This window comes from Streptomyces fulvoviolaceus, assembly GCF_000718165.1.
Classification (GTDB): Bacteria; Actinomycetota; Actinomycetes; order Streptomycetales; family Streptomycetaceae; genus Streptomyces; species Streptomyces fulvoviolaceus.
Genome location: NZ_JOEY01000012.1, coordinates 210,211 through 236,153 on the forward strand (window position 1 = coordinate 210,211; position 25,943 = coordinate 236,153).

At 68.2% G+C, this 25,943-nt stretch carries 24 protein-coding genes and 2 pseudogenes; 15 read left to right on the forward strand and 11 right to left on the reverse strand.

What is annotated here, in order from left to right:
- Positions 1-16: 16 nt before the first annotated feature.
- The 3 genes from IG08_RS0115095 to IG08_RS0115105 form a co-directional block, all read right to left on the reverse strand.
- Complete coding sequence (locus IG08_RS0115095; RefSeq protein WP_030601315.1) at positions 17-799, reverse strand: HAD-IIA family hydrolase; 783 nt, start codon at positions 797-799, stop codon at positions 17-19.
- A 113-nt stretch (positions 800-912) separates the two neighbouring features.
- Positions 913-1,620, reverse strand: coding sequence for a hypothetical protein (locus IG08_RS0115100; RefSeq protein ID WP_052424692.1), 708 nt, complete (start codon positions 1,618-1,620; stop codon positions 913-915).
- Positions 1,621-2,107: 487 nt separating this feature from the next.
- Positions 2,108-3,193, reverse strand: a complete 1,086-nt coding sequence (locus tag IG08_RS0115105) for an ROK family transcriptional regulator (RefSeq protein ID WP_030601319.1) — start codon at positions 3,191-3,193, stop codon at positions 2,108-2,110.
- 48 nt (positions 3,194-3,241) lie between these two features.
- Between IG08_RS0115105 and IG08_RS0115110 the strand changes: the two genes are divergently transcribed.
- Entirely contained in the window at positions 3,242-4,336 is a 1,095-nt protein-coding gene (locus IG08_RS0115110) for a Gfo/Idh/MocA family protein (RefSeq protein ID WP_030601320.1), read from the forward strand.
- Positions 4,333-4,836 (forward strand): heme-degrading domain-containing protein, encoded by a 504-nt coding sequence (locus IG08_RS0115115; RefSeq protein ID WP_030601322.1) that lies wholly within the window; start codon positions 4,333-4,335, stop codon positions 4,834-4,836. Before IG08_RS0115110 ends, IG08_RS0115115 begins: the two co-directional genes overlap by 4 nt.
- Positions 4,837-4,923: 87 nt before the next feature.
- On the opposite strand, the gene IG08_RS0115120 is transcribed toward IG08_RS0115115, so the two are convergent.
- From IG08_RS0115120 to IG08_RS0115135, 4 genes are all read right to left on the reverse strand, one after another.
- Complete coding sequence (locus tag IG08_RS0115120; RefSeq protein WP_030601323.1) at positions 4,924-5,781, reverse strand: fumarylacetoacetate hydrolase family protein; 858 nt, start codon at positions 5,779-5,781, stop codon at positions 4,924-4,926.
- 127 nt (positions 5,782-5,908) lie between these two features.
- On the reverse strand, positions 5,909-6,622 hold the full coding sequence (locus IG08_RS0115125) for a YidC/Oxa1 family membrane protein insertase (RefSeq protein WP_030601324.1): 714 nt from the start codon (positions 6,620-6,622) through the stop codon (positions 5,909-5,911).
- Positions 6,623-6,707: 85 nt separating this feature from the next.
- On the reverse strand, positions 6,708-7,019 hold the full coding sequence (locus IG08_RS0115130) for a DUF6412 domain-containing protein (RefSeq protein WP_030601325.1): 312 nt from the start codon (positions 7,017-7,019) through the stop codon (positions 6,708-6,710).
- A gap of 46 nt (positions 7,020-7,065) precedes the next feature.
- On the reverse strand, positions 7,066-7,593 hold the full coding sequence (locus IG08_RS0115135; protein WP_030601326.1) for a winged helix-turn-helix transcriptional regulator: 528 nt from the start codon (positions 7,591-7,593) through the stop codon (positions 7,066-7,068).
- A gap of 69 nt (positions 7,594-7,662) precedes the next feature.
- Between IG08_RS0115135 and IG08_RS0115140 the strand changes: the two genes are divergently transcribed.
- Positions 7,663-9,048: an MFS transporter gene (locus IG08_RS0115140; RefSeq protein ID WP_030601328.1), complete on the forward strand. Its 1,386-nt coding sequence runs from the start codon at positions 7,663-7,665 to the stop codon at positions 9,046-9,048.
- 12 nt (positions 9,049-9,060) lie between these two features.
- Here the strand turns inward: IG08_RS0115140 and IG08_RS0115145 are convergent, their stop codons facing one another.
- Positions 9,061-9,822, reverse strand: a complete 762-nt coding sequence (locus tag IG08_RS0115145; RefSeq protein WP_030601330.1) for a class E sortase — start codon at positions 9,820-9,822, stop codon at positions 9,061-9,063.
- A gap of 256 nt (positions 9,823-10,078) precedes the next feature.
- On the opposite strand from IG08_RS0115145, the gene IG08_RS0115150 reads away from it, so the two are divergent.
- The 4 genes from IG08_RS0115150 (at position 10,079) to IG08_RS0115165 (ending at position 16,697) form a co-directional block, all read left to right on the forward strand.
- Positions 10,079-11,551, forward strand: a complete 1,473-nt coding sequence (locus IG08_RS0115150; RefSeq protein ID WP_030601332.1) for a glycoside hydrolase — start codon at positions 10,079-10,081, stop codon at positions 11,549-11,551.
- A 74-nt stretch (positions 11,552-11,625) separates the two neighbouring features.
- Positions 11,626-12,009: a hypothetical protein gene (locus IG08_RS61290; RefSeq protein WP_234342878.1), complete on the forward strand. Its 384-nt coding sequence runs from the start codon at positions 11,626-11,628 to the stop codon at positions 12,007-12,009.
- A 111-nt stretch (positions 12,010-12,120) separates the two neighbouring features.
- Positions 12,121-13,131, forward strand: coding sequence for an SEC-C domain-containing protein (locus tag IG08_RS0115160; RefSeq protein ID WP_030601336.1), 1,011 nt, complete (start codon positions 12,121-12,123; stop codon positions 13,129-13,131).
- Positions 13,132-13,556: 425 nt separating this feature from the next.
- The gene (locus IG08_RS0115165; protein WP_030601338.1) at positions 13,557-16,697 is read left to right on the forward strand and encodes a DEAD/DEAH box helicase; all 3,141 of its coding nucleotides are present in this window, start codon (positions 13,557-13,559) and stop codon (positions 16,695-16,697) included.
- 51 nt (positions 16,698-16,748) lie between these two features.
- On the opposite strand, the gene IG08_RS0115170 is transcribed toward IG08_RS0115165, so the two are convergent.
- Entirely contained in the window at positions 16,749-17,324 is a 576-nt protein-coding gene (locus tag IG08_RS0115170) for a hypothetical protein (RefSeq protein WP_030601339.1), read from the reverse strand.
- Positions 17,325-17,422: 98 nt separating this feature from the next.
- Here IG08_RS0115170 and IG08_RS57095 point away from each other — a divergent pair, with 98 nt between their 5' ends.
- Positions 17,423-18,463 (forward strand): SRA domain-containing endonuclease, encoded by a 1,041-nt coding sequence (locus tag IG08_RS57095; protein WP_078655603.1) that lies wholly within the window; start codon positions 17,423-17,425, stop codon positions 18,461-18,463.
- A 32-nt stretch (positions 18,464-18,495) separates the two neighbouring features.
- Positions 18,496-19,158: an HAD family hydrolase gene (locus IG08_RS0115175; RefSeq protein ID WP_030601342.1), complete on the forward strand. Its 663-nt coding sequence runs from the start codon at positions 18,496-18,498 to the stop codon at positions 19,156-19,158.
- Here the strand turns inward: IG08_RS0115175 and IG08_RS0115180 are convergent.
- Complete coding sequence (locus IG08_RS0115180) at positions 19,139-20,413, reverse strand: NsdA family TPR-like regulatory protein (protein ID WP_030601345.1); 1,275 nt, start codon at positions 20,411-20,413, stop codon at positions 19,139-19,141. The two genes, IG08_RS0115175 and IG08_RS0115180, sit on opposite strands and share 20 nt — an antisense overlap.
- Before the next feature lie 158 nt (positions 20,414-20,571).
- On the opposite strand from IG08_RS0115180, the gene IG08_RS0115185 reads away from it, so the two are divergent.
- The 6 genes and pseudogenes from IG08_RS0115185 to IG08_RS0115210 all read left to right on the forward strand — a co-directional run bounded on the left by IG08_RS0115185 (position 20,572) and on the right by IG08_RS0115210 (position 25,305).
- Complete coding sequence (locus IG08_RS0115185; RefSeq protein ID WP_030601354.1) at positions 20,572-21,102, forward strand: hypothetical protein; 531 nt, start codon at positions 20,572-20,574, stop codon at positions 21,100-21,102.
- Between the two features lie 220 nt (positions 21,103-21,322).
- Complete coding sequence (locus tag IG08_RS0115190) at positions 21,323-21,757, forward strand: glycine-rich domain-containing protein (protein ID WP_030601356.1); 435 nt, start codon at positions 21,323-21,325, stop codon at positions 21,755-21,757.
- Between the two features lie 85 nt (positions 21,758-21,842).
- Positions 21,843-22,214 (forward strand): hypothetical protein, encoded by a 372-nt coding sequence (locus tag IG08_RS0115195; protein WP_030601360.1) that lies wholly within the window; start codon positions 21,843-21,845, stop codon positions 22,212-22,214.
- A gap of 322 nt (positions 22,215-22,536) precedes the next feature.
- A pseudogene (locus tag IG08_RS57100) lies at positions 22,537-23,859 on the forward strand (restriction endonuclease fold toxin-2 domain-containing protein).
- Positions 23,860-23,900: 41 nt separating this feature from the next.
- Entirely contained in the window at positions 23,901-24,347 is a 447-nt protein-coding gene (locus tag IG08_RS0115205) for a hypothetical protein (RefSeq protein ID WP_030601362.1), read from the forward strand.
- Positions 24,348-24,447: 100 nt separating this feature from the next.
- Complete coding sequence (locus tag IG08_RS0115210; RefSeq protein ID WP_030601370.1) at positions 24,448-25,305, forward strand: hypothetical protein; 858 nt, start codon at positions 24,448-24,450, stop codon at positions 25,303-25,305.
- Here the strand turns inward: IG08_RS0115210 and IG08_RS54200 are convergent.
- Positions 25,293-25,942: pseudogene (locus IG08_RS54200) on the reverse strand (aldo-keto reductase family protein); the annotation flags it as partial. The gene IG08_RS0115210 and the pseudogene IG08_RS54200 sit on opposite strands and share 13 nt — an antisense overlap.
- Position 25,943: the final 1 nt, after the last annotated feature.

The following is a 25,943-nucleotide window of genomic DNA, read 5'->3' on the forward strand; positions in this document are numbered from 1 at the left end:
CGGGTCGGGAATGGTTTCAGACGCGGTCGACCAGATCCGCGATCGAGTCCACGATCTTCGAGGGCCGGTACGGGAAGTCCTCGACCTGCTCGGGCCGGGTCAGCCCGGTGAGCACCAGGAACGTCTGCATCCCGGCCTCGATGCCGGCCAGCACGTCGGTGTCCATCCGGTCGCCGATCATGGCACTGGTCTCGGAGTGCGCGCCGATGGCGTTGAGCCCGGTGCGCATCATCAGCGGGTTCGGCTTGCCCGCGAAGTACGGCTTCTTGCCGCCGGTCGCCTTGGTGATCAGTGCGGCCACGGCGCCGGTCGCCGGGAGGGGGCCCTCGGTGGAGGGGCCGGTCTCGTCGGGATTGGTGGCGATGAAGCGGGCACCGCCCTCGATGAGCCGTACGGCCTTGGTCATGGCCTCGAAGGAGTAGGTCCGGGTCTCGCCGAGGACGACGTAGTCGGGCTCGTGGTCGGTGAGGATGTAGCCGATGTCGTGCAGCGCGGTCGTGAGGCCCGCCTCGCCGATGACGTACGCCGTGCCGCCCGGCCGCTGGTCGTCCAGGAACTGGGCGGTGGCGAGCGCCGAGGTCCAGATCGACTCGACGGGCACGTCCAGGCCCATGCGGCGCAGGCGGGCGTGCAGGTCGCGCGGGGTGTAGATCGAGTTGTTCGTGAGCACCAGGAAGGGCTTGCCGGACTCGCGCAGCTTCTTCAGGAAGGCGTCGGCGCCGGGGATCGGTACGCCCTCGTGGATGAGCACACCGTCCATGTCGGTGAGCCACGACTCGATGGGCTTGCGGTCTGCCATGTGCGGGATCTCCTGCCGTACGCATGTACGCGGTGCTGCGTGAGCCCCCAGCCTAGACAGTGGCCGGATCTTGGGGGAATGGCCAGATCGGGGCGGGTTGCCGAACGGTCGGGTCAGCGGCGTCGGCGGGCTGCCGCGAGGGTGCCGCCGGTGGCGAGGAGGAGGGCCGCGGCCGCGAGGGTGGCCGCGGTGGGGGCGAGTCCGGTGCGGGCGAGTTCGTCGGTGAACGGCAGTCCGTCGGGGGCGGAGGCTTCGGGGCGGGGCTGCGGGTCCGACGGGTCGGCGTCGATGCCGAACCGGTAGTCGTTCGACTGACCCACCCAGTCCCCGTCGTCGGCATGGCGTTGTACGACGGCCGCGTTGGCGGTGACCCGGTTCGGCACGGTGTCCGAGGTGACCGAGAGGCGCACCTTCACGGTGAGGGTCTTGCCGGGGGCCACGGTGAAGCCGCTGCCGAAGGCGCCGACGAGTTCGTCCTCGTCGGTGGCCTCGAAGCGGACGGGGCGGGGGCGCGAGCCGTCGTAGAACTCCAGGCGGGGCTGGGACGGTTCCAGGACCCGTCCCTCGTCGACGAGGACGACGACCGGGTGGATGTCCTCGCAGGTGCGGGAGGTGGTGTTGGTGAGGTCGAGGGACCAGGTGCCGTACCCGCCGCCGGCCTCGTAGGAGTCGGGCCCGCCGTGGATGCGGGTGGTGATGGGGAAGCTGCGGGCGCCCGGCGCCACACAGGCCGGCACCCGGCTGTCGGCGTACGCCGGGGCGGCGGCGGGGAGGAGGGCGGCTGCTGCAAGGCAGAGGGACAGGGGCGTGCACAGTCGCATGAACAGGTGATCCTGACGGGCGGGGCGGGCTCGGGTGCGGTGCCATTCCCTGCGGGGCCCCGAATGGCCCCGGATTTCCGCCCGATCGGCCGCACGCACGATCACAGCGCGGGCGGCGCGATCCGGGGTGCCGGGCGAGGTCGTATGGCGGCTGCGGGCCGGTGGGGGTTGGTCGCGCAGTTCCCCGCGCCCCTAAAGGCAGCTGCGGCAGCCGCCCGCGGCGAGAACCCGGCACGCACGATTACAGCGCGGGCGGCGCGATCCGGGGTGCCGGGCGAGGTCGTCGGGCGGGTGCGGCGCCGTCGTGGCTGGTCGCGCAGTTCCCCGCGCCCCTGGGTCGGCTCAGCTACGGGCAGTCGCTATGCCGCCGTAGCTGCGGGCAGTCGTGCCGCTGGGGCGGCACGGGTGGGCGCAGCGGCACCCCGCAGCGCCGGGCTGCGCGACCCACCCCCGCCCAGCCCCACCAACCCGCACCCGAACCTGCACGTCAACCGTCCCCCCGTCCGAACAGCGGCCCCAACAGCAGCTGCGCCGCCCCCTCAGCCACCCCGCCGGAGGCGACCCGTACCGGGACCGCGTCCGCACTCCGGGCGCGGGCGTCCAGGACGGCGGCGACGCCCCGTACGAAGGTCTCGGGGTCCGCGGCGACGGTCCGGCCGCCGAGCAGGACGAGGTCGATGTCCAGCAGCCCGACCAGGTTCGCGGCGCCAGCGCCCAGCACCCGGGCCGCCTCGCCGACCTCCTCGCGCGCGACCGCCGCCAGGCACAGCGCCTCGATGCAGCCCCGGTTCCCGCAGCCGCACACCGGCCCGTCCAGTTGGATCACCTGGTGGCCGAACTCCCCCGCCCCGGTCCGGGCCCCCCGGTGCACGGCCCCGCCGATGACGAGCCCCGCACCGAGCCCCGTACCGAGGTGGAGGTAGGCGAAGGACTCGCCCGCTCCGCCCACCGCGAGCCCGAGCGCCGCCGCGTTGGTGTCCTTGTCCACCACGACGGGCACGCCCAGCCTCCGCTCCAGCGCGTCCCGCAGGGGAAACCCGTCCCACTCGGGAAACCCAGTGACCCGGCGCAGGACACCCCGGCTGTGATCGAGCGGACCGGGGAGGGCGACGCCGACACCGAGCACGGACGCATCGGAAGTCCCCTCGCTCAGCAGCGCCTCGACTTCCCGTGCCGCCCCCTCGACCACCGCCTCCGCGCCCGCGCCGAGGTCCAGCGGCGACCGGCGTGCCGCCACCACCGCGCCGGTCAGATCGCACAGGACCACCGTCGACTCGTCCCGGTCCAGGTGCAGCCCCACCGCATGCCCGGCCCCCGGCACCAGCCGCAGCACCGTCCGCGGCTTGCCGCCGGTCGACGCCCGGTGGCCCGCCTCCGTCGCGAGCCCCTCCTCCCGCAGCCGCCCGGTGATCTTGCTGACGGCCTGCGGGGTGAGCCCGGTGCGCTCGGCGAGTTCGAGCCGGCTGATGCCCTCCCCACCCGCCGTGCGCAGCAGGTCCAGCACCAGCGCGGCGTTGTGACTGCGCAGGGCCGGCAGATTGACGCCGCCGTTCGTCCTGTTCACACCACCCATTCTCCCCATCGCTTGCACTTTGGCAACAGCGTTGCGAAAGTAGAAGCCATGACAGGTACGACTGCTAACCCAGGCACTCCGGGCACTCCCCTCCGTGTGGGCCTCGTCGGCTACGGCCTCGCGGGCTCCGTCTTCCACGCCCCGCTGATCGCCGCCACCGAGGGCCTCGCGCTCGACACGGTGGTCACCTCGAACCCCGAGCGGCAGCAGCAGGCCCGCGCCGAGTTCCCGGACGTCCGCACGGTCGCCACGCCGGACGAGCTGTTCGACCGGTCCGGCGACCTGGACCTGATCGTCATCGCGTCCCCGAACAAGACGCACGTGCCACTCGCCACCGCCGCTCTCAAGGCCGGTCTGCCGGTCGTGGTCGACAAGCCGATCGCCGGCACGGCGGCCGAGGCACGCGCGCTGACGACCCTCGCCGAGGAGCGCGGCCTGCTCCTCTCCGTCTTCCAGAACCGCCGCTGGGACAACGACTTCCTGACCCTCCGCAAGCTGCTCACCGAGGGCGAGTTGGGCGACGTATGGCGCTTCGAGTCCCGCTTCGAGCGGTGGCGTCCGCAGCCCAAGGGCGGCTGGCGTGAGTCCGGTGACCCGGCAGAGATCGGAGGTCTGCTCTACGACCTCGGCAGTCACCTCGTGGACCAGGCGCTGTTCCTCTTCGGCCCGGTCGTCTCCGTGTACGCCGAGTCGGACATCCGCCGCCCGGGCGCCTCGGTCGACGACGACACGTTCATCGCGCTCACGCACGCGAACGGGGTGCGGACGCACCTGTACGCCACCGCCACCACCGCCCAACTCGGCCCGCGCTTCCGGGTGCTGGGCTCGAAGGCGGGCTATGTGAAGTACGGCCTGGACCCGCAGGAGGCGGCCCTGAAGGACGGAAAGCGCCCAGGTCCGGGTTGGGGCGAGGAGCCCGAGGCGCTGTGGGGCCACGTGGGCGCCGGCGAGTCCCCCCTGACGGGTGGCGGCCGCCCCGAGCCGACCCTCCCGGGCGACTACCCGGCCTACTATGCGGCCGTGGCGAAGGCCCTGCTCGACGGCGGTCCCAACCCGGTGACCGCACTGGAGGCGGCTGCCGCCCTCGACGTACTCGAGGCGGCCCGCCGTTCGGCCCACGACGGAGTGGCGGTGAAGCTGTGACGCACAACACCGAGCTGACCCCGAAGTTCCACCCTGAACTCACCCCTCCCCTGGAGGAGTTGGAGGCGCAGGAGCGCCGCCTGGTGTTCCGCCAGTTCACCTACGAGGACGCGTGGGCGCTGGGCTCCCTCATCGTCGAACTCGCCCGGGAGCGCCAGGCCCCCGTCGCCGTCGACATCCACCGCGCCGGCCAACAGCTCTTCCACGCGGCCCTGCCCGGCTCCACCCCCGACAACGACGCCTGGATCGACCGCAAGCGCCGGGTCGTCGAGCGTTACGGCTCCGCCTCCTACCTGGTCGGCGCCCGCTTCCGCGCCAAGGGCACGACCTTCGAGGAGTCCTCCCGCCTGGACCCGGACGAGTACGCGGCCCACGGCGGCTCCTTCCCGATCAACGTGGAGGGCGTGGGCGTGATCGGCGCGGTGACGGTCTCCGGTCTCCCGCAGCTGCAGGACCACAAGTTCGTGGTGGAGGCGCTGGAAGAGTTCCTGACCAAGTAGCACCGCATCACCCTCAGGGGCGCGGGGAACTGCGCGACCAGCCACGACGGGCTCGCACCCGCCGAACCCAGCGCAGTCCCCCACCCCTCAGGCGTCCTTGAACTCCTGGCGCTGCCGACCGAGCCCCTCGATCTCCAGCTCCACCACATCCCCCGCCCGCAGGAACGGCTTCGGCTCAGGCTGCCCCAACGCAACCCCCGCCGGCGTACCCGTGTTGATGACGTCCCCGGGGTACAGAGTCATGAACTGGCTGACGTACCGCACGACTTCCCCCACAGGGAAGATCTGCTCGGCGGTCGTACCGTCCTGCTTCAACTCCCCGTTGACCCACAGCTTCAGCGACAGGGCCTGCGGATCCGGCACCTCATCCGCGGTCACAAGCCACGGCCCCAGCGGATTGAACGTCTCGCAGTTCTTCCCCTTGTCCCAGGTCCCGCCCCGCTCGATCTGGAACTCCCGCTCGGACACGTCGTGCGCCACCGCGTACCCGGCGACATGCCCGAGCGCGGTCTCCGCCGACTCCACATACCGGGCCGTACGTCCGATGACGACCGCCAGCTCGACCTCCCAGTCGGTCTTCACCGACCGACGAGGAACGAGCACGGTGTCGTGGGGCCCTACGACCGTGTCCGCGGCCTTGAAGAAGATCACCGGCTCGGCGGGCGGCTCGGCCCCCGTCTCGCGGGCGTGGTCGTGGTAGTTCAGCCCGATGCACACGATCTTGCCGATCCGGGCGACCGGCGGTCCGACGCGCAGCCCCGTGGCGTCCAGCGCGGGCAGTTCCCCGGCCTCGGCGGCCGTACGGATCCGGCCCAGCGCCGCGTCGTCGGCGAGCAGCGGTCCGTCGATGTCGGGAATGACGCCGGACAGGTCCCGCAGGACGCCCTCGGCGTCGAGCAGCGCGGGCGTCTCCGTTCCCGCCGTACCGACTCGCAGCAGCTTCATGATCACAATCTCCCTCGATCGCGGGGCGTCGACCGATGGGTGCAGCCATCGGATGACTGGTCGATCCTCCAAGGTCACGGTCCAGTCCGCAATACCCGGTTCACGGACTGGACCGTCACCGCGCTGGTCAGCGATAGAGCACGGCCCGCTCCACCGCACTCCACGTCGTACTGGTCACCACATACAGCGCGGCCGCCAGCGGCACCACCGCCACGGTGAAGAGCGTGAAGAAGGACATGAACGGCATGACCTTGCTCATCGCCCCCATCCCGGGCACCTGCTCGCCGCCGGCCACCGGCACCACGGAATTCGCGGCCATCATCCGCTTCGTACGCCAGTAGTTGAAGCTCGCCACCACGGCGACGATCGCGAACAGGCCGACGTACACGAGCCCGGCACCCCCGAGCGCCCCGCCGTCGCCGAGCGCGTCCGCCCAGCGGTCGCCAAGAGGCGCGGCGAAGAGCTCATGGCCGAGGAGTTCGTTCGCCTGCCCGCCGATCGTCGTGTTGGAGAACAGGTGGTACATGAGGAAGAACGCGGGCATCTGCAGCAGGCCGGGCAGACAGCCGGACAGTGGCGAGACCTTCTCCTCGGCGTGCAGTGCGAGCACGGCCTTCTGCAGCTTCTCGGGGTCCTGCTTGTGCTGCTTCCGCAGCTCGGCGATCTTCGGCTGCAGCGCGGTACGGGCCTTCTGCCCGCGCGCGGCGGCCCGTGACAGGGGATGCACGAGCAGCCGTACGAAAGCGGTGAACAGGACGATCGCGGCGGCGGCCGCGGTGGCGCCGAACAGCGGTTGGAGCAGGTCGGCCAGGTGCTGGACCAGGTCGGCGAAAACGGACATGGGTGAGCCCTCCGGGGGTCTCGTCGTGCCGGGGTGGGAAAGGCGGCATGACGACCCACGCAGGGTCAATGTCGTGGAAAAGGCCCTACGCGACGGTCGCCGGGAGGGCGTGTCCCGGCGCTCGGGGGCGGGTGCGGCCCCTCGCGTCGGGGTCGCGTTGCGGCAGGAAGGCCGTACGGCGGTCCCGGTCGCGGATGGCCGTACGGACCCGGGTGGGCGGCACGGCGGGCGCGCAGCGCGCGGTGAGGAGCGAGCAGGCGGCGAAGGCTGAGCCGGCCGCGGCGGTCGCGGCGAGCGCCGCGAGGGCGGAGAGGCTGCCGGTGTCGAGCAGCGCGATCTCGACGACCAGGATGAGCAGCACGGCGGCGGGACGCGGGTTCACCCAGCTGCGGATCACGGCTGCTCCTCCTGTCTCTCGTACGGTCGCTCGTCCGGTCCTTTGGTTATACCTGATCGACCACGACCGGCTGCAACAGCCGCTTGGGCTTGAGCAGCGCCCGGCTGACCGGATTCGCCGGGTCCGGGTCGAGTCCGGGGCCCGGCAGCATGAGAACGTCCTCGACCGGTACGACGAGCCCGCAGGCGGAGCACTCGCCGTACGGCCCGATTTCGGTGCCGCAGTCGGCATGCTGGAAGGAGCGGAGCACGGTCCCGTCGTAGTGCTCGCGGCCCCAGAGGCCGAGCGCCCGCAGGGTGGGCCACAGCGCGATGCCGCGGTCGGTGACGACGTACTCGTCGCGCGGCGGCGACTCCTGGTAGCGGCGCTTCTCGAGGATCCCCTCCTCCGTGAGCATCTGGAGGCGGGTGGCCAGGACGGCGCGCGGGATGCCGAGGTGGACGAGGAAGTCGTTGTACCGCCTGACGCCGTAGAGCGCGTCGCGGACGACGAGGAGCGTCCAGCGCTCGCCGACGACCTCCAGCGCGCGGGCGATCGAGCACTCCTGCGTCGCGTAGTCCTTGCCCAGTGCCATGACGTCCACCTTAGCCACTTTGCGACATGTCAGTTCGGTGACCGAACCGACCCTGTTACGGTACTGGACATGACTAGGTTCAGTGAACGAACCCTGACGGAGGCGAGGAGTACGGCGGCGCCCGTGGCACCGGCCGGCGCCACCCTCGCCCTGACCAGCGCCGCCACCGCCGTGGCCCTGATGACGTACACCGCGCCGATGGTCACGCTCCCCGACATCGCCGCCGCCCTGCACACCCCTCTGTCCGCCCAGGCCTGGCTCCTGAACGGCACCCCGCTCGGTCTCGCCGCCCTCCTCCTGGTCGCCGGCAGCCTCGCCGACGACTACGGCCGCCGCAGGGTCTTCGTCGCGGGCACCCTGGCGCTGGGCATCACCACGGCCCTCGGCGCGTTCGCCTCCACGACCTGGCTGTTCACGCTCGTCCGCATCGCCCAGGGCGCGGCCAGCGCGGCCCTCCTCGCGAGCAGCCTCGGCCTGATCGTGCACGCCTTCCCGACCCCGGCCGGCCGACTGCGCGCGACCGGAGTGTGGGGCGCGTTCGTGAGCGGCGGCATCGCGGTCGGCCCGATCGTCACCGGGGCGATGCCGAACTGGCGAGTGTCGTACGGCGTTCTCGGCGCCGCGACTCTGGTCGTGGCCGCCTTGTCGGTGCGGGGGCTGTCGGAGTCCCGCGCCCCGCGCGGCGGCCGCCCCGACCTCGCTGGAGCGGTGACCTTCGGGCTGGCCCTGGTGGCCCTGGTGGCGGCACTGACGCTGGGCCGGGAGGGCTGGCTGCGCGCACCGGTGGGCCTGTTGCTGCTGGCCTCCGCTGCCCTGCTGGGCCTCTTCGTCCTCGTCGAGCGACGCTCACGGACCCCGATGATCGACCTGGGCCTGCTCCGCCACGCCCGCTTCCTCGCGTCGTCCTCCGGCGGGCTGTTCACGGGGCTCACGGTGATCGGCCTGTTCAGCTTCCTCCCCGCACTGCTCCAGCAGACGCTCGGCCTGTCCGCGATGGACACGGCGTGGCTGTTCCTGCTGTGGTCCGGGCTGTCCTTCGCCGTGGCCCTGCAGGCGCGGCGGCTGGCGGGGCGGGTGCCGCCGCGGTGGCAACTGGCGCTGGGTTTCTCTCTGCACGCGGCGGGCGTTCTGTCCATGCTGGGCGCCCTCGACGCGGGCTCCTGGGTCCGGCTGCTGCCCGGCCTCGTGGTGGCCGGCGTGGGCAGCGGCCTGCTGAACGCCGCGCTGCCGCTGCTCGCGGTGGAGTCGGTCCCGGCTCAGCGGGCGGCGATGGGCTCGGGGGCGCAGCAGACGTTCCGGTACATCGGGTCGTGCGCGGGGGTAGCCCTGACCATCGCGCTCGCGACGTCTTCCGGCGGAGGACTGGCGCGGGGTGCGGATGTCGCGATGGTGGTGTCGGCGGGGCTGTCGGTGGTGGCGGCGGCTTCGGTGGTGCTGCTGCGGGAACGGGCGTGATTTTTTGAGGGGCTAGCGGGGCCGCATCGAGACCAGCTTGCCCCACACCACCAGGCGGTATCTGGACGTGTACTCCGGGGTGCAGGTGGTGAGGGTGACGTAGTAGCCGGGTTCGGTGTAGCCGTAGGCGGGGCGGACCGTGGAGCGCGGGATATTGCTGATCACGGTCGCGTCGCGGGCCGAGGTCTGCGGCAGCGTCCTGTCCACGGCGTACGTGTAGACCGCGCTCTTCGTCTCGACCTCGATGGTGTCCTCGGGCGCGAGCCGGTTGATGTACCGGAAGGGCTCGCCGTGGGTGTTCCGGTGCCCGGCGAGCGCGAAGTTCCCTGACTGGCCCGGCTGTTGGGTGCCGGGGTAGTGGCCGACGTAGCCCTTGTTGAGGACGTTCTGCTTGCCGACGCCCTCGGCGACGGGGACGCGGAGGTGGAGGCGGGGGATGGTGAGGATGGCGTAGGCCTGGGACCAGCGGGGTGGTTCGGCGGAGGCGGGTCGGGCGCCGACGGACCGGACGGGCTTCTCCGTCGGGGACGGTGAGGGGGAGGCCGTACCGGAATCGGAGTCTTCCGGCGGATCCTGCTCCCACTCCCGCTCCAGGGCCTCGACCTGCCGCTTAGCGCCCTCCCTCGCCTCCCGGTTGGTCCACCACAGCTGGTGGGCGACGAGGAGCAGGAGTACGACCCCGACGGTGACGAGGAGTTCGCCGCCGGTCCACACCGCACGTCGGCGCAGGGCGCGGCGGCGTCGGATGCCGTGGTGCACGACGTGCGGCCGCATGCGTACGCCTCCTCGACCGGGGCCGCCCGCACGATAAGGGCGCGGGCTTCAAGTCACCAGCCCAAGAGCCGTCTTGGCGGCCGGGAACCCAAGGCGCGTCCGAGATACCGAACTTCCTCCATTGGTTTTAGAAAGGGCTTGCATAACCCTCGACAACCTCACGGGCCACACCCGATGCTTCGGATGCCATCAGGGGGACAGGTCTCGGCACCGGGTCAGGGAACCGGCGCCGTACACATCGGAGTTCGGAGTAGCCATGATCCGACGCAGAACGCTGCTGACAGCCGCAGGAGGCTCCCTCCTCGGCAGCGCCCTGGCGACGGGCACCGCACACGCGGACGCCACGATCGCCGTCAACCCCGGCACCTCGTACGGCACTTGGGAGGGCTGGGGCACCTCCCTGGCCTGGTGGGCCAACGTGTTCGGCGCCCGGGACGACTTCGCCGACATCTTCTTCACGAGCAAGTCGACGTCCTACAACGGCACGTCGCTCCCCGGCCTCAACATGAACATCGCCCGCTACAACCTGGGCGCGTGCAGCTGGAACACCGTGGACGGCGAGTCCATGGTCGCCTCGGCCAACATCCCCGCCTTCAAGCAGATCGAGGGCTTCTGGCAGGACTGGAACAACGAGGACCCGACGTCCTCGGCCTGGGACTGGACGGCGGACGCCAACCAGCGGGCGATGCTGGTGAAGGCGACGGCGAGGGGCGCGACCTCCGAACTGTTCGCGAACTCCCCGATGTGGTGGATGTGTTCGAACCACAACCCGTCGGGGGCCGCGGGCGGCGGCAACAACCTCCAGACGTGGAACTACCGCCAGCACGCGTCGCACCTGGCCGCGACCGCCCTCTACGCCAAGAACAACTGGGGCGTGAACTTCGCGACGGTCGACCCCTTCAACGAGCCCTCGTCGTCCTGGTGGACGGCGACCGGCACGCAGGAGGGCTGCCACATGGACTCGACGGTCCAGGCGGCCGTACTCCCGTACATGAGAAGCGAGTTGGACGCACGCGGCCTGACGGGGACGAAGATCTCGGCCTCGGACGAGACGAGCTACGACCTCGCCCGCACCACCTGGAACTCCTTCAGCTCGACCACGAAGGGGTATGTGAACCGGGTCAACGTCCACGGCTACCAGGGCTCGGGCGGCCGTAGGGACCTGCTGTACACGGATGTCGTCACGACGGGCGGCAAGCCGCTCTGGAACTCGGAGACGGGCGACAGCGACGGCACCGGCTACAACATGGCCTTCAACCTCCTCTACGACTTCCGCTGGCTGCACCCGACGGCCTGGGTCTACTGGCAGGTCATGGACCCGACCGCGGGCTGGGGAGTGATCAAGTACGACGCGAGCACCTTGCAGGCCGGCGCGGTCGAGAGGAAGTACTACGTGTTGGCGCAGTTCGCCCGTCACATCCGCCCGGGCATGAAGATCATCGACACCGGCTCCAGCTACGCGGTCGCAGCCTACGACTCGACGGCGAAGCGCCTGGTCATCGTGGCCCTGAACACCTCCACCTCCGCCCAGACCCTGACCTTCGACCTCTCACGGTTCACGACGGTGACGGGCGGCTCCGGCGGCCTGGTCCCGCGCTGGAACACGGTGACGACGGGCGGGGACGCGTACGCGTCGTACTCCAACACCTACCTGAGCGGGAAGACGGTCGCGGTGCCGTTCGCGGCGAAGGCGGTGCAGACGTTGCAGATCGACGGGGTGAGCATCTAGAACGGACGTCCACACCCCAGGACTCCAAGTCCCCAGGACTCGGGACTCTGGACTCCGGGAAGGACACCCCGCTCATGCTCGCGTCCGTTGCCACCGAGTGGCTGTGGCTGATGGCAGCCACAGCCACCGTCGTCCACTGCGGCGCCATGGCGCGCTGGATCCCCGTCCAGAGATTCTGGAGGGCGTATCCCTTCATCTGGGTTCTGTGCCTGGCGGGCATGATCGCCGTCGGCCGTTCGGCGGGCTTCTCCCTGGCGGCCATGCTCGTCATGTACGCCTTCTCCCTCATCGGCCTCACGATCGGGATGTTCCCGTCCCGCAAGCTGTTCACGAGGTGGAGCGCCGAGATCAACGCGGGCGAGACCCCCGAGGACTACGACTATCCGCGCTCCCATCTCACGTTCTGCGTGGTCGTCGTGGTCGTCATGCTGTTCGCGGCGTTCGCACTGACCCGCTGATCCACCTCTGGGACGATCTGAGAAGTCAGGACCTCCCGACGATCTACAGATCCGCGGGCTGGCCTGGGGATACCTCTCCCTTTGCCACGGCCCGGCAGTACCGTGTCATGCATGCGCCCCGACACGCCTGCCGAGAACGTCGACCACACCGCCGAAGCGGCACGCCTGGAGCGGACCGCCGACCGGTATCCCGAGGACGCCGAGGCCCTGCTCCTGCAGGCCGCGGCCCACCTGGAACTGGCCGGCGACCGCACCGCCGCGACCACCCTCTACGACCGCCTGCTGTCATCGCATGACAGCTTGGAGAACCCCTTCCTGGTACGAGCCCTGAAGGCCTCCAACCTCTGGGAGTACGGCCACGAGGCAGAGGCCCGGGCCATCATCGAGGGCATCCGCTCGGCGTCCCCCCGCGACCCGGCCCCGTGGGTGATCGTGGCGGAGTCATTGGAAGCCCACGACGAGCTGGAACAGGCGCAGCAGACATTCACGGAGGGAGCGGAACTGCTCCTGACGGACGTGGCAGAGCCCCCGTACTCGACGCATCCGCTGTTGTTCGGCCGCCACCGGGTCCGCCGCATGCTGGGCGTGGGCCACGACGAGTTGGACATGCTGGCGGACACGCTCCACTCCTCCCCCGTCTCCCTGGACGAACTCCACGACCCGAAGCGGGTCTGGTCCCTCGGCTCGGACAACCCGGCGGAGCTGGCGGCGGAGATCTCGCGTCTGCGCGCGGAGTTGGGCACATACCGGGAGGCGTTGTCCCGCCCGTTCCCGGTGGCGGTCCTGCACTGGCCGGCGGGTGAACTCTCGGAACTGGTGGCGGCGTATCCGACGCTGGCGGAGGAGTACCCCTCGCATGAGGAGCACCTGGCGACGATAGAGGGGTCACTGCGGGAGCTGGCGTCTTCGGGGACACCGAACCTGGGAATCGTGACGGGGACGGTCCCGTCGTACGAGGCGTTCGCGGCGTCGGAGGGGTCATCTCCGGCGGACACGACGCTGCTCCCCCAGTACGCGACGACGCTCGCGGCGCGGGGGCGTGCGGTGGAGTGGCCGCCGCAGCGGGGGACGTCGTGCTGGTGTGGTTCGGGCCAGCCGTACCAGGAGTGCCACGGCTCGTAACGGCCCCGCACCCACCGGCGGCAAGCCGCTAAGCGGACCCGGCGTGCTGGCGAGGCGCGACCGCGTCCGTCAGCCCCGGCCAGGAACACAGCCGACCCGACCACAAACTTGGCTCGGCCACCCGTCTCCCCGGGCCGCCCGCTCGCTTCTCACCCGTGCTGGAGCGGCCTGGGTCAAGGGTGGCCCGCAGGGCCATCGCCGAAGGCGACGCGCAGCGCCCTTGATGCAGGCCGCGGAAGCACGACACTGCAAAGAAGCGGGCGGCCCAACGGCACCCATACAGAAACGGGGCGCCCAGCCCCCTCTTCGGATCAGGCTGGCCGTCTGGCTCCGAGTATTGATCACCTTTCGACGCAAGGCCTTCGAATGTCAGTGACTCCTGTTAGAACTGATCCATATCGGTACCGGGGATCAGAGGAGCGGGCGTGGCTGAGTCGGGGGACCTGAAGCATCCAGGCGTCTACGAGAAGCTCGTCACGCAGGACCTGCACGATCAGCTGACCCAACTCGAAGCCGCGGGATGGAAGGCCATCGACGCGGAGGTCAGCGAAGAATCGACACCGATCGTGCTCGCCCGGCACATCGGTGAGGCAGTCGGGCGCCGGTTGGCTCAGCTGCCGCATGCGAAGCAGGTGGCAGCCGCCAACCAGATCATGCAGTCGCTGGCCACAAACGCGCCCGACCCGGACCTGGACGGGATCGGCAGCAGCATCGCCGATGGCCCTCGCCAGCTGCTAGCGCTCGCCAAGCAGGAGGCGCCCGGCGTCTACGCGATCCGCCCCCTCACGCCTCTCTCCGAAACCTCGCTGATCACGAACTCCCCGGAAGATCCCAGCCTGGGCGCGGAGTTGAGAGCCGAGCTGGCCACGGCAGACCGCATCGATCTCCTCTGCGCCTTCGTGAAGTGGTACGGCATCCGAGTCCTGGAAGACTCCCTGCGCGCCGCGAAGGAGCGGGGCGTACCGATCCGTGTCATCACGACGACCTACATCGGTGCCACTGATCGCCATGCCCTCGACCGACTCGTCCGCGATTTCGGCGCCGAGGTCAAGGTCAACTACGAGCTCCGGTCGACACGACTGCACGCGAAGGCATGGCTGTTCCGCCGGAAGAGCGGCTTCGACACCGCGTACGTGGGCAGCTCCAACCTGTCGAAGGCCGCACTCCTCGATGGCCTGGAGTGGAACGTACGGCTGTCGTCCATCGCCACGCCCGCGGTACTCAACAAGTTCGAGGCGACCTTCGAGGCGTACTGGAACGACATCGCCTTTGAGGCATACGACCCTGACAACCACGGCGAACGCCTTGACCAGGCCCTGGCGCAGGCAAGCGGCACGACATCCGCGACCGACCTGAAGATCAACCTCTCAGGCTTGGAAGTACGACCCTTCCCGCACCAACGGGACATGCTCGAACGCCTCCGTGTCGAGCGAGAGATCCGAGGACGGAGTCGCAACCTCCTCGTCGCAGCCACCGGCACCGGCAAGACCGTGATGGCGGCCTTGGACTACCGCAACCTGTCCAAGACGCTGGGCACCGGACAGTTGAGGTTGCTGTTCGTGGCCCACCGCAAGGAGATCCTCAGGCAGTCCTTGCGCATGTACCAAGAGGTCCTCGACGACGCCTCCTTCGGAGAATTCCTCCATGGCGGCCAGGAGCCAAAGTCCTGGGACCACGTCTTCGCAAGCGTCCAGTCCCTCAACGTCCGCCGCCTGGAACAGCTGGCACCTGACCACTTCGACGTCATCGTCATCGACGAGTTCCACCACGCCACCGCTGCCACCTATCGACGGGTCCTCGACCACTTCGAGCCGAAACAGCTGCTGGGCCTCACCGCCACTCCTGAGCGCATGGATGGGCTCAACGTCCAGGACGAATTCTTCGACGGCCGCATCGCTGCGGAGCTGCGTCTCTGGGAAGCCCTGGAGAACGACCTCCTCTGCCCCTTCCACTACTTCGGAATCCCAGACGGCACGGACCTGACGAACCTCGGCTGGAGCAAGGGAACCTACACCGACAGCGAGCTCGGGAACCTCTACACAGGCGACCACGCCCGCGCCCGCATCGTGGTCAAGCAGATCCGGGACAAGGTGTCCAACCCCGGAGCCATGCGGGCCCTGGGCTTCTGCGTGACCAAGTCCCACGCTCACTTCATGGCCGACTTCTTCCGGAAGGCGGGCTTCCAGGCCGTGGCGCTGGACAGCGACTCGCCGTCCGCCGTACGCGCCCAGGCACTCGCAGACCTGCGCGACGGCAAGCTCCAAGTCATCTTCTCCGTCGACCTGTTCAACGAGGGCCTGGACATCCCCGACGTCGACACGCTGCTGCTTCTGCGCCCCACCAACAGCGCCACGATCTTTCTCCAGCAGCTCGGCCGGGGGCTACGCCGCACGGAGACGAAGCCGGTACTCACCGTCCTCGACTTCATCGGCCAGCACAGGGCGGAGTTCCGCTTCGAGGAGCAGTTCCGGGCCCTGACGAACCTCTCCCGCAACCGGCTCGTCGATCACATCGAGCACGATTTCCCGCAGCTCCCCTCCGGATGCCAGATCATCCTGGAAGGCAAGTCCAAGGACCTCGTACTCGACAACATCCGCACCCAACTGGGCGCCACGATCAAGACTTTGGTCAACGAGGTCAGGGCATACAGCACGCACCGCCTGGCTGACTACCTCCACGAAAGCCGTCGTGAAATCAAGGAGCTGTACAAGAGCGACAACTCGTGGACGTCCGTCCTCCGGAGGGCAGGCCTGGTCAAGGACCCCACGCCCTCGGAAGAAGCGGCCCTCCTCAAGCGCGTCCACGCCTTCCTCCACGTCGACGACCCTGACCGAGCCGAGGCCTACCTCCGCCTCCTCTCCGACGACGCTCCGCCCTATGACTCCCTGGGTTCAACCGACCAGGCGTACGCCCGCATGCTGTTCTTCAACCTGTGGGACAACGCGGGTGGCTTCGCCAGCTACGAGGAAGGCCTCGATTCCCTCCGCGCTCAAGGGGTGTTCCGCGATGAACTCCGTCAGGTGCTGTCCTATGTCGTGGAGCAGGCGGACCACTTCCCTCTCACCCTCCCGGACAGCCACGGCCACATCCCCCTGAAGGTCCACAGCTCGTACAACCGCTCCGAAATCCTTGCTGCTCTCGGCGTAGCGCGCTTCGGCGGTCAGATGCCTAGGTCCTTCGCTCAGGGCGTCCAGTGGGTCGAAGAGATCCAGACCGATGCTCTCCTCATCACCTTGGAGAAAAACGAGAAGGACTTCTCCCCCACCGTCCGGTACAAGGACTACGCCCTGAGCCCGACGCTCTTCCACTGGGAATCCCAGAACGCGACTGCCGCCAACTCACCGACAGGTCTGCGCTACCAGAACCACAAGCACCAGGGCAGCCACGTCCTCCTGTTCATGCGCCGCTACAAGAACACAGACATCGGCAAGTCCCAACCGTGGATGCTCCTGGGCCCCGCAGCCTATGACGACCACACGGGCAGCAAACCGATGGCGATCACGTGGCGACTGGAGCATGAGCTACCGGCTGATGTGTGGACGTATGCGACGATCACGGCGAGTTGACCCAGTGAGCGCTACATCGAAACCCGCCCTACCTCAACCCACACGTAGCCATTAGCTGATCGGCTGCCGCGGATCACGGACGATTTCTCCGGCTCTTTGAAGGAAGACGGCATGGGCCTGCGCCATCTCTTCTCTAGCCAGGCCGAAGTTGGACCAAGCTGCGCTCAAGCCCGCAGAACTCACGTTCTCCACCTGTAGCAAGGAGCTCACCGCCGCCACGGACTTCCCCGTCAGCGAGTAGGCCAACACGTTTGCCTCGCTTGGCCCCCACAGTGCCAATTGGCTAGTTTTGGCCTGCAATTCGAGTGCGCGCTCTCGCAACTCACGCCCCGCCGCCTCATCAGGCCCAACCCCGTTTCGCACCTCGGGCGCGATGCGTGCGAGCACATCATCGAGTGCGGCATAAGCCGCAAAGAGGGCGCCAAAGGATTGATGCCGCTGACTGCGCACCCACTGCCAGTGCTCCGCTGCCGCCTGGCCATGTACCTGCGCTAGCGCTGCCTCAACTGCCTTACGCCCGCCGGCCTCGGCTCCGCGCTTGGCGTACCTACCGGCAATCACAGCCCCGATGACTGCGGATGCGAAAGCGATAACACCCGCGATGACCGTCCCCGTCGCCTCACTCATCACACCATCCTCGCCTGAGCCTGGCGCCGCCACAACGCCCCCTACGACTTACGCCACTCGCCTCACTGCGTGAGCATTGAAGCCATTAACCTCGACTCATGACGACGCCCACATCCGGGTTCCAACCCGGCGACACCCTCACGCGTGCAGAGATCCACCCCGCACTCGGCGGCAGCGGCTACGCCGGCATATGTCCAGCAAAGGAGAAACGGAACGTCCTCATTTTCTCCGACAGCAAGATTGGTAAGCGTTACGGATACCGTGACGGATGGCTCGCCGAGGACGACGACCTAGGCCCCGTTTTCACCTACACCGGGGCCGGAAAGCAAGGCAACCAGCTCTTAGAGGGCGGAAATGCTGCCATCCTGGAACATGCCCAAAAGGGACGCACCCTGCATTTGTTTATCGCCGTGGGCAAGGTTCCAGGAAGCGAAACACGAACGCATAGATATATAGGAAAGTTCAAGGTTGACGAGCGTAAGCCGTTCGAGATACGAGAGGCTAAAGACGAACTAGGCCAAGACCGCAATGTCATTGTCTTCCGACTGCGCCCCATTGGTGCTTACATCCGAGAAGCTTCCGACACTCTTCAACCGGCACCCGAAGCCCGGTCTCGGTTCAACCGAACAGCAGGCCGCTTCGCCCGGGCAACTCGACGTCAGCAGCGTCAACGCCAACCGCAATCCGACGTCGACCAGGTAGGAGCTACCCGCGATGATCTGGCGGATACCTTCGAGGAGCGTGAGGTCGCTGCAGGGGAAACGATTGGCCAACTGGAGTTATCGATGCGCAACTCGACAACTCGGCTCATATTCGACCTCTACAACAAGACGAACAACACTGTTTACGAGCCGACGGGCAGCGCAGCAAGCGAGTCGATCACTCAAGCTCTTGCCCAACTCCTGCTTGCACGGCGCAATTTGAGAAGCCTCACACACGAACAGCCCCTCCACCTCATGGTGCTCGCACCTGAGCTCCCCCGGGAGGATCTCCGTGACCTGCTCACTGAACACGGCATTGGCCTCGTGTACCGCAACGACAGCGGTGGCTTCTCTGAGTTCGCAAGAAGCGCCACCGCCTCAAGCAGCGCTCCCCGATCCTCCCGCTGCTTGGATTGCCCCGTGCCCGCCTACCGGTAGTTTCCACATTGCACCCTGGCTACCCTGCCTCCATGATTCGCGCAGTGGTCTTCGATGTCGGTGAGTGCCTCGTGGACGAGACCCGTGAGTACGGGACTTGGGCCGACTGGATGGGTGTGCCACGGCACACCTTCCACGCGATGTTCGGAGCCGTCATCGCACAGGGGCGGGACTACCGCGAGACCTTCCAGGAGTTCCGGCCGGGGTTCGACCTCTACGAAGAGCGCGAGAAGCGGGCGGCGGGCGGGCAGCCGGAGACGTTCGGGGAAAAGGATCTGTACGCGGATGTGCGTCCGGCCCTCGCCCAGCTCCGGGCCGACGGGGTCTGGCTCGGCATCGCGGGCAACCAGACCGTCAGGGCGGGACGAATCTTGCGGTCGCTCTTCGCCAAAGACGTCGACCTGATCGGCACCTCGGACGACTGGGGTGCCAGCAAGCCCGATCCCGAGTTCTTCAAGCGGGTCGGTGAGGCGGTGCCGTTCGAGGACAACGAGATCCTCTACGTCGGTGATCGGTGCGACAACGACATCCGCCCCGCCGTCCAGGCCGGGATGCACACCGCCCTCGTGCGTCGTGGACCGTGGGCCACGATTCAGTGGAACAGCCCCGAAGCCAAGGAGCTCCCCACGTTCCGCGTCGACAGCTTGATTGAACTCCCCGATCGGATCCGCGAGTTCAACGGCTCAGAACGCTGAGGGTGGTCGACCAGTCGTAGAGACGGTCGTCGAGGTCTCGGACGCAGCGCTCATGCTGGTGAGGGGTGAGCGCTCGGCGAACTTCGCGTACGCGGTCCATGCCGGTCGCGTACCAGGTGATGGCCAGTTGATCGAGGGCTTGGCTCGCATACTCGCAGGACTGCTCCGGGTTTCCGGCTGCTGCCTCGACGGCGGCCAGGTCGCCGTACACGACACTGCGTTGCTTGTCCTCGCTGGGCGACATCGTCTCCAGGGCACCTTGTAGGGTCTCGCGGGCCTGAAGAAGATGGCCCGCGATCATCTGCGTGTTCCCCTTGAACGCTGCGAGTCGGGCCGGGGAGAACCAGTCCATCCACTCCGGCGAGGGATGCTCGTTACCGGCCGTGAGCACGTCCTCGGCATGCCCAATCAAGTGCAGTGCCGTGCGGGTGCTACCGCATCGCGTTTCGCATTCGGCTTCCACGGCGTCCAGCCACGCCAGGAACTCCGCCGAGGCGGGAGCACGGCGGGCGTAGGTGCGGGCCGCGATCATTCGCTCGAGAGCCGCGTCGCGGTCGCCGACCCAGCCAGGGACGAAAGCCATGTGCGCGATGACGGCCGAACCGAGTAGTGCGTCATCAGCTTCGCCTGCTGCCTGAAGGGCCAGGAGGAGGGTGTCGTTGGCTGTGCTCGGCTCGCGTAGATCGAAGAATTCGATACGACCTGCGAGGAGGTACGTCTCCCCCAGCGCGGCCGCGATCGTGCGGCGCGTGGAGTCCGTCGTCTCCGGGAGCAGCGCGCAGCCCAGCGTCGCGTGCGCTATGACAGCGGGGTGCAGGTTGGTCGGCGCGACGGACCAGTAGAGCCGACGATGGGAACGGGTCACAGCTTCGAAGTCCGTTCCGGCAGTTGCCGGTTGCGGTGCCCCGGCGGCTCGACCGGGTACCACTGCCAGTCCGAGGGAGGTCGTCCCGCCCGCGACCAGTGTGCGTCGGGTGTGGTCGGGGATCCGTCCGTCCGAGCCCCAGGGAGGCGTGAAACCAAGCGCCTCCAGGCTCTGGCCCAGCAGGTGTACGAGCGCTCGCTGGCAGTCCGGCTGCGGCCAAGGAGGCTTTTCCGACTCCCAGCGCCGAACCTGTCGCACTCCAACGGATAGGCCACGAATGCCCATTTGCCGTGCTGTCTTCGTCAGGGCATCGGCCAAGTCCTGCTGGGAGTTGAAGCCGGCGGCTACGCGGGCGGCCTTGAGCCGGATGTTTCCTGTGGGTCGAGGCAAGCGACACCTCCTGCGGGGCGAACGACTGCTTCAACCATCGCACAGGAAGTCCCCTCTGGAGTCATCTTTCACCTCTAGTGCCTCAATAAGGTCCCTTCCAAGTCCCTTTGGAGGCCTTTGAAAGTCCTCGAATGGAGCACGTCGATCGTCGAATCTAGGTGCCGTACCTGACCGCCGACGACGACAGGGGCAGGCCTGTGGATACACAAGAGGCACTGGACAGAGCCATTGCGGAGTGGCTCGTACGGGCACATCCGATGCCGAATCAGGCTCGGACGGAGTGGACGATGCATGGCGTCGCGCTCCTACCCCTCGGTGAACGGTTCGCGGCGGTGCGCATGGCGTCCGACGTGATCCATGCAGCCGTTGGGACGGACCATCTCGATGACGTGGCCGTCATTCTGGGGGAGTTACTGGGCGGCTCGATCATCTATGACCGCCGCGTCGCAGGCGGGACGTACTACGCCTTGATCCAGGGGCATGCCGGTCTTGTCTGGGCGTACGAGGACGTCGCAACCTGTCTCGCCCACGGCACCTACTTGGGAGTTCCGCGGCTCGACCGACAGCAGCCGCCCGGCACGTACTGGGTGATCCCGCCGCGGTACGAGGGCGACTTGTGCGCGCCGCGGTCGATCATCGCCCTCGTCGAAGCAGGGCAGTCGCGACTCGCTGAACAGGCCGTGGCCTGAGTCCGAGATCACGCATTCCCGCCTCTGCTTCAGCAGAGGTCAGGCGGCGGACGCAAGATCCCTCTCCCCCGAGCACTCGACAGGCATCCAGCACTCGGGGAGAGGGCTACCCGAAGGTCCCCCAACAGTGAGGTGAAGACGTGCTCTGCACAACCCCACCGGAAAGGCCACCTGGCCCGACCCCGCCCAGCCGTCGCGCGAGCGCGAAGGAGGTCACTCGATGACCACCGTCGCCGCCGAGACCCGCACCGGCCGATCCCTCCTCCCCGACGCCGAGTTCGACATACTCGCCGCGTTCTGCGCCGACGAATACGGCTTCGAACGGTGCGTCGCCGACCGGGTCCTCGATCAGGCGCTCGCCCTGGTCCACGTCATGGGCACCACCCGCTCGGGCGCCGCCATGGCCCCGTCCCAGCAGGTCGACCCCGGCTGGCACACGCTCATCCTGCACACCGACTGGTACGCCAACTGGTGTCAGGAGCAGTTCGGTTACTTCCTGCATCACCGGCCGAACAGCAAGACCCGTACGCGTGGGCTGATGACCGACGTCGTCAGGAAGATCCGGGCGGCGGGCTTCGCCGTAGACGAGCGGCTGTGGGGTACGGCCGCGGACTGCAATCCGCCTGCCTGCTGCGGCGACGGTCCCTGCTGCTGAGCCTCTCCCTCCCACGCGGGTGGGCCTGCCTCCCCCCAGGCCGGCCCGCCCGCTCCCCCTCCCTCATCCCAGAACGGACTCCCCCGTGCCGCTCACCGTGCTGACCGCGACCAGCCGCGTGACCGTATTTCTTCTCGAAGACCTCACCATCGCCTATACCACCCAGTCCAGCGACGAACGCGGACTGGGAGACATCGGGCTGGTCACCGTCGTAGGCGAAGAGGACGACGGTGACTCGCTGTGGCGGCTGGCGCGCGACCTCGGTGGCCGTACGAGCGGTGGTGACCAGGCCCGTTGGATCCTCACCCAGGCGAGCCGCGCCCGCATCGTCAAGGCGCACACGGACCTGCCGTACGCGAAGTGGGCCGCACACATCAACCGGCGCTTCGACCTCGACGCGCTCTTCGCGAATCACGACGTCCTGATGACCGGCCAGATTGCGCTGCTGGATCTCTGAGCGATGGCCCGTGATCCGCTGCACACGTCACCCACTCCCCACGCGGGCCGCGTTCGCAAACGTGTACGATCCAAGTGGCATCTAACGGCGGCGCTGCGGGGGGACGTTGAATCTTCGGCATCAGACGGAGAACTTCGTCAACGCGTCATGGTCCCTGGTGGAGTTGCGTGACCTGGTCTTCAACATGCTGAGCCTGCTCTCCACGGAACTCAGCGAGAACGGTGGCATGGCCGGCGACGACGAGGCGGGCCGGGCCTTTGCCACCGTGTACAGGGAAGCCGTGAAGACCGTCTTCGAGCAGGCCGGGTTCGCTCATCGCGTGATGGCCAACGGTGCGGGTGCGCTGCTCAAGTCCGCCGAGGAGTTCCTGAAGGCGGAAAGCAAGATCGCAGAGGAGCTCCTGGGGCAAAGCCCTCAAGGCCCAGGAATCGGTGCACAGCCGTCGGGCCCCGACTGCACCCCGCGCGCGAGCCACAACGGCGAAGATCTCCCCGAGGTTGTTGGCGAGACCAGCGGAGTTGACCAGTACCTCTTCAACGAGCGCTTCCTCGGGCAACCGGGCAAGCTCCGTGCCGTGGCTCTGACCTGGCGGAGCGCAGCCAAGATCCTCGACGACGCGTACTGGGACTCCGAGACCGCGTGGAAGCGCGCAACCCTCGACGAGGCGGGTCAGACCGCCGATGCGGTCGAGGAGTTCTTCAGGAAGTTCGTCGGCAGGAACCCGCCGCCCAGTTCGGTGAGTGAGGACGAGACCCTCATGGCGAACCTGCCGACTGCCTGCCGGATGATCGCCAACGCCTGCGACGCCTACGCCGATCACATAGAGACTGCCAAGCAACGGCTGCCGTACGAGGAGACGTCCCCCACCGGCGAGGTCCTCTGGCCGTGGGAGCAGCCGCGGTTCGGAGGGGACGGCCATGACGGCGGCCTGCACGAACTTGTCGCGAACGACATGCGGATCAACGCTCTCGGGAACATCCCGCCCGCCTTGGACAGCTCCAAGGCCCGGGTGAAGATGCCGCGGCCGGACAACGACAGCCCCGTGCCCGGGCTGCCCCCGTTCCTGGCTCCTCTCATCCGTATCCCGACCCTGGTCCCGGTGGCCTACCGCCCGGCCAACGGCCCACGTGTCCAGCCGATACCACCGGCCACTCCACCTGACCCGCGCTTCCCGCAGCTCACGCCCGGAGCTCGAAAGAACTTCCAGACCTGGCTGAACTCCCTGCGCCGGGGGGACGTCTCGGGCGGCAGGCCGGCCGAGGTCGCCTACCAGAAGCGCGTGGCCGGCTATCCCGAGTACGAAGTGCACATCCCCGCCGGGCTCCGCGTGAACAACACCCTGATGGTGGACGGATTCCGCGACAGCGACGGCATGGCGATCGAGGCCAAGTAAGTCAACAAGCCGGACCAGCGCTGCTACCGCTCCCTCGAAGAACTCCGCGAGAACCACGAGTCGGGGAAGAAGGACTTCCTCTACCGGTCGGACCGCGACGAGCTGAAGAAGTACGCAGCCGCCCTCAACGACCCGCGGAACACAGAGATGCGAGGCGTCGAAACCGTCACGAACAACCAGGAATCAGTCCAGTACTGGCGCGTCATGATGGCCGCCTACGGAGTCACGGGCCACGCTCGCTACGTTCCCTGACTCCCGTCGACACTCCGCAGCGCAGAAAGCAGCACGCCACGATGGAACCGGAAGAGATCGCAGAACTCCGCACCATGTACGTCTTCACCCCGCCGGACGGGCAGAGCTGGGGCCTGACGTACGAGGGCCTGGAAGCCAAGCTTCGAGAGCGGAACCCGGACGAGTTCATCCGCATCGACGACGGCTCCGACGGACCGCTCTCAGGCTCGTCCATGCACTTCGGGGTCACCCTGGACGACGAACAACTAGAGGGCATGGCCCTGCTGGCGCCCGAAGGCGTGTCCGTCCTGGACTGCACTGCCGGTTCAGCAGCCAGGTTCGCCATGTGGCTCAGGACCGACGTGGTACCGCAGGGCATGGCCGTCACCTTCAACACGGAGTGGGGCCTGGAGGCCGATCTTCCGGACGCACCCGTCCCGGACGCCGCGCGCCCGCGCATCGCCGCCGCCTTCATGGAACACCTCGTGGAGACAGGCGACCTCGACTGAGCCCGCTGCCTGCCAGGGCACCTACGGCATCGTCATGAGAGTGGAGTTTGCGCCTCGGCGACGGCGTACCTGCCGCCCCACCACCGCTACGGTTGCGTCCATGGCGCTCTCGGTCTCCACAGGTCAAGCTGTCGACCTACGCGTACAGCCGGTTGGCGAGGTTCTTGATCGCGTTGAGCGGTCTCTGCAAGTGGGGCTACTCCCGGACACGATGGTGCGCAAGCGTCGATCCGTGGGGGTCAGAACCGACCGCGACACCTGGGTGCGGATCGAGCGGCGCCTGCTCGACAAGATCCCCGATCAGGGGTGGAACGGCACTGAAAGTGCCGCCCGCCTGGAAGGCATCGCCCAGCCCGAATGGCACGGATGTGTGGTCTGGCGGGCCGCGGACGGGCCGGTGATGTGGCGGGCCGACGAAACCGAGCTCCTGCCAGGGGCGCCCGTCGGGAGCGCCATCCTGAGTGAAGCCCCGGAGCTGCCGGACGACTGGTGGGCGGCGTTGAACGCGTCGTTGGACACGCTGGCGGTCCAGCGCACGAGTCGGGTCGCCACACCGGACACCGACACCATCACACAGACCCTCGTCACCGACTCCATCCGCGGTGCCTTCTCCGACGGTTTCGATACGGCAATCGAGCGGTGGGTGCTGGCTCATGCGGATCTGAACTGGGCCAACATGACCGCTCCGGCGTTCAGTCTCTTCGACTGGGAGGACTGGGGCAATGCGCCCCTGGGGTTGGACTCGGCCTCGCTGTGGGCGAGTTCCCTTGCTGTCCCGGCTCTGGCCGATCGTGTATGGCACGAGCGCCGGTCCGACTTCGCGAGCCGGGACGGCAAGTTGATGACGTTGTTCGCCTGCTCGAAGATCCTCGGACCGTACGCGCACCCCGAAGACCCTCGGCTGGTACCCGCCCGGCGCGTGGCCGAACAGGTCATCAAGGAGCTTCAGGCAGGCTGACCGCGCGAGCGGTCCCGAGGGAGACTCCGGTACTCCTCAATGGTTCGCTTCTCGACTTCGCCGACCAGGGCGCCGACGAGTTCGCCCAGATGGGCGGGGTCATCGGTGCCCACAGCGACGGAGTCGACCCGCGGGAGGTGATACGCGGTTCTGAAGGCCGCTTGCATGCGGGAGAGCCGATCGCCATCCCGGAGGAAGACGCGTGGGTCGATCCTGGCCCACACCGGGTCACTGGTGCTGCCCCCGAAGGGGCTCATTCCCCACACCTCGGCGCCGCCCAGGTCCCATGCCTTGGTGAGGGCATCAGCGGCATCCAGCGTTCTGGCTCCGACCAGAAGGCCGGCACGGGTCATGAGGACTGATGGCCTCGGTGCGGTCGGGTCGATCAGGCTCACCAGCGGTGATGGGTCCCAGGACGCGATGCCCCAGGCGGCACACAAGCCCTTGGTCGTGGCGTCATCGAGGGCAGCCCACGCCTCTGCCAACACCTTCTGCTGTGAGCGGTGGCCCCGCGGAGCGAGTGTTCCAGGTTGTGCAGGAACACCAGCTCCGGTTCCCGTCCTAGGTCCCCAGCTGCCTGTTCCACGGCCGCGTGCAACCGTATGGGATCCAGGGAATGCTCCGCCCCACCCGGCCCC

Coding starts and splice junctions, on each gene's coding strand:
- IG08_RS0115095 (WP_030601315.1), bottom strand. CDS start 799: ATGGCAGACCGCAAGCCCATCGAGTCGTGGCTCACCGACATGGACGGT.
- IG08_RS0115100 (WP_052424692.1), bottom strand. CDS start 1,620: ATGCGACTGTGCACGCCCCTGTCCCTCTGCCTTGCAGCAGCCGCCCTC.
- IG08_RS0115105 (WP_030601319.1), bottom strand. CDS start 3,193: ATGGGTGGTGTGAACAGGACGAACGGCGGCGTCAATCTGCCGGCCCTG.
- IG08_RS0115110 (WP_030601320.1), top strand. CDS start 3,242: ATGACAGGTACGACTGCTAACCCAGGCACTCCGGGCACTCCCCTCCGT.
- IG08_RS0115120 (WP_030601323.1), bottom strand. CDS start 5,781: ATGAAGCTGCTGCGAGTCGGTACGGCGGGAACGGAGACGCCCGCGCTG.
- IG08_RS0115125 (WP_030601324.1), bottom strand. CDS start 6,622: ATGTCCGTTTTCGCCGACCTGGTCCAGCACCTGGCCGACCTGCTCCAA.
- IG08_RS0115135 (WP_030601326.1), bottom strand. CDS start 7,593: ATGGCACTGGGCAAGGACTACGCGACGCAGGAGTGCTCGATCGCCCGC.
- IG08_RS0115140 (WP_030601328.1), top strand. CDS start 7,663: ATGACTAGGTTCAGTGAACGAACCCTGACGGAGGCGAGGAGTACGGCG.
- IG08_RS0115145 (WP_030601330.1), bottom strand. CDS start 9,822: ATGCGGCCGCACGTCGTGCACCACGGCATCCGACGCCGCCGCGCCCTG.
- IG08_RS0115150 (WP_030601332.1), top strand. CDS start 10,079: ATGATCCGACGCAGAACGCTGCTGACAGCCGCAGGAGGCTCCCTCCTC.
- IG08_RS61290 (WP_234342878.1), top strand. CDS start 11,626: ATGCTCGCGTCCGTTGCCACCGAGTGGCTGTGGCTGATGGCAGCCACA.
- IG08_RS0115160 (WP_030601336.1), top strand. CDS start 12,121: ATGCGCCCCGACACGCCTGCCGAGAACGTCGACCACACCGCCGAAGCG.
- IG08_RS0115170 (WP_030601339.1), bottom strand. CDS start 17,324: ATGAGTGAGGCGACGGGGACGGTCATCGCGGGTGTTATCGCTTTCGCA.
- IG08_RS57095 (WP_078655603.1), top strand. CDS start 17,423: ATGACGACGCCCACATCCGGGTTCCAACCCGGCGACACCCTCACGCGT.
- IG08_RS0115175 (WP_030601342.1), top strand. CDS start 18,496: ATGATTCGCGCAGTGGTCTTCGATGTCGGTGAGTGCCTCGTGGACGAG.
- IG08_RS0115190 (WP_030601356.1), top strand. CDS start 21,323: ATGACCACCGTCGCCGCCGAGACCCGCACCGGCCGATCCCTCCTCCCC.
- IG08_RS0115205 (WP_030601362.1), top strand. CDS start 23,901: ATGGAACCGGAAGAGATCGCAGAACTCCGCACCATGTACGTCTTCACC.
- IG08_RS0115210 (WP_030601370.1), top strand. CDS start 24,448: ATGGCGCTCTCGGTCTCCACAGGTCAAGCTGTCGACCTACGCGTACAG.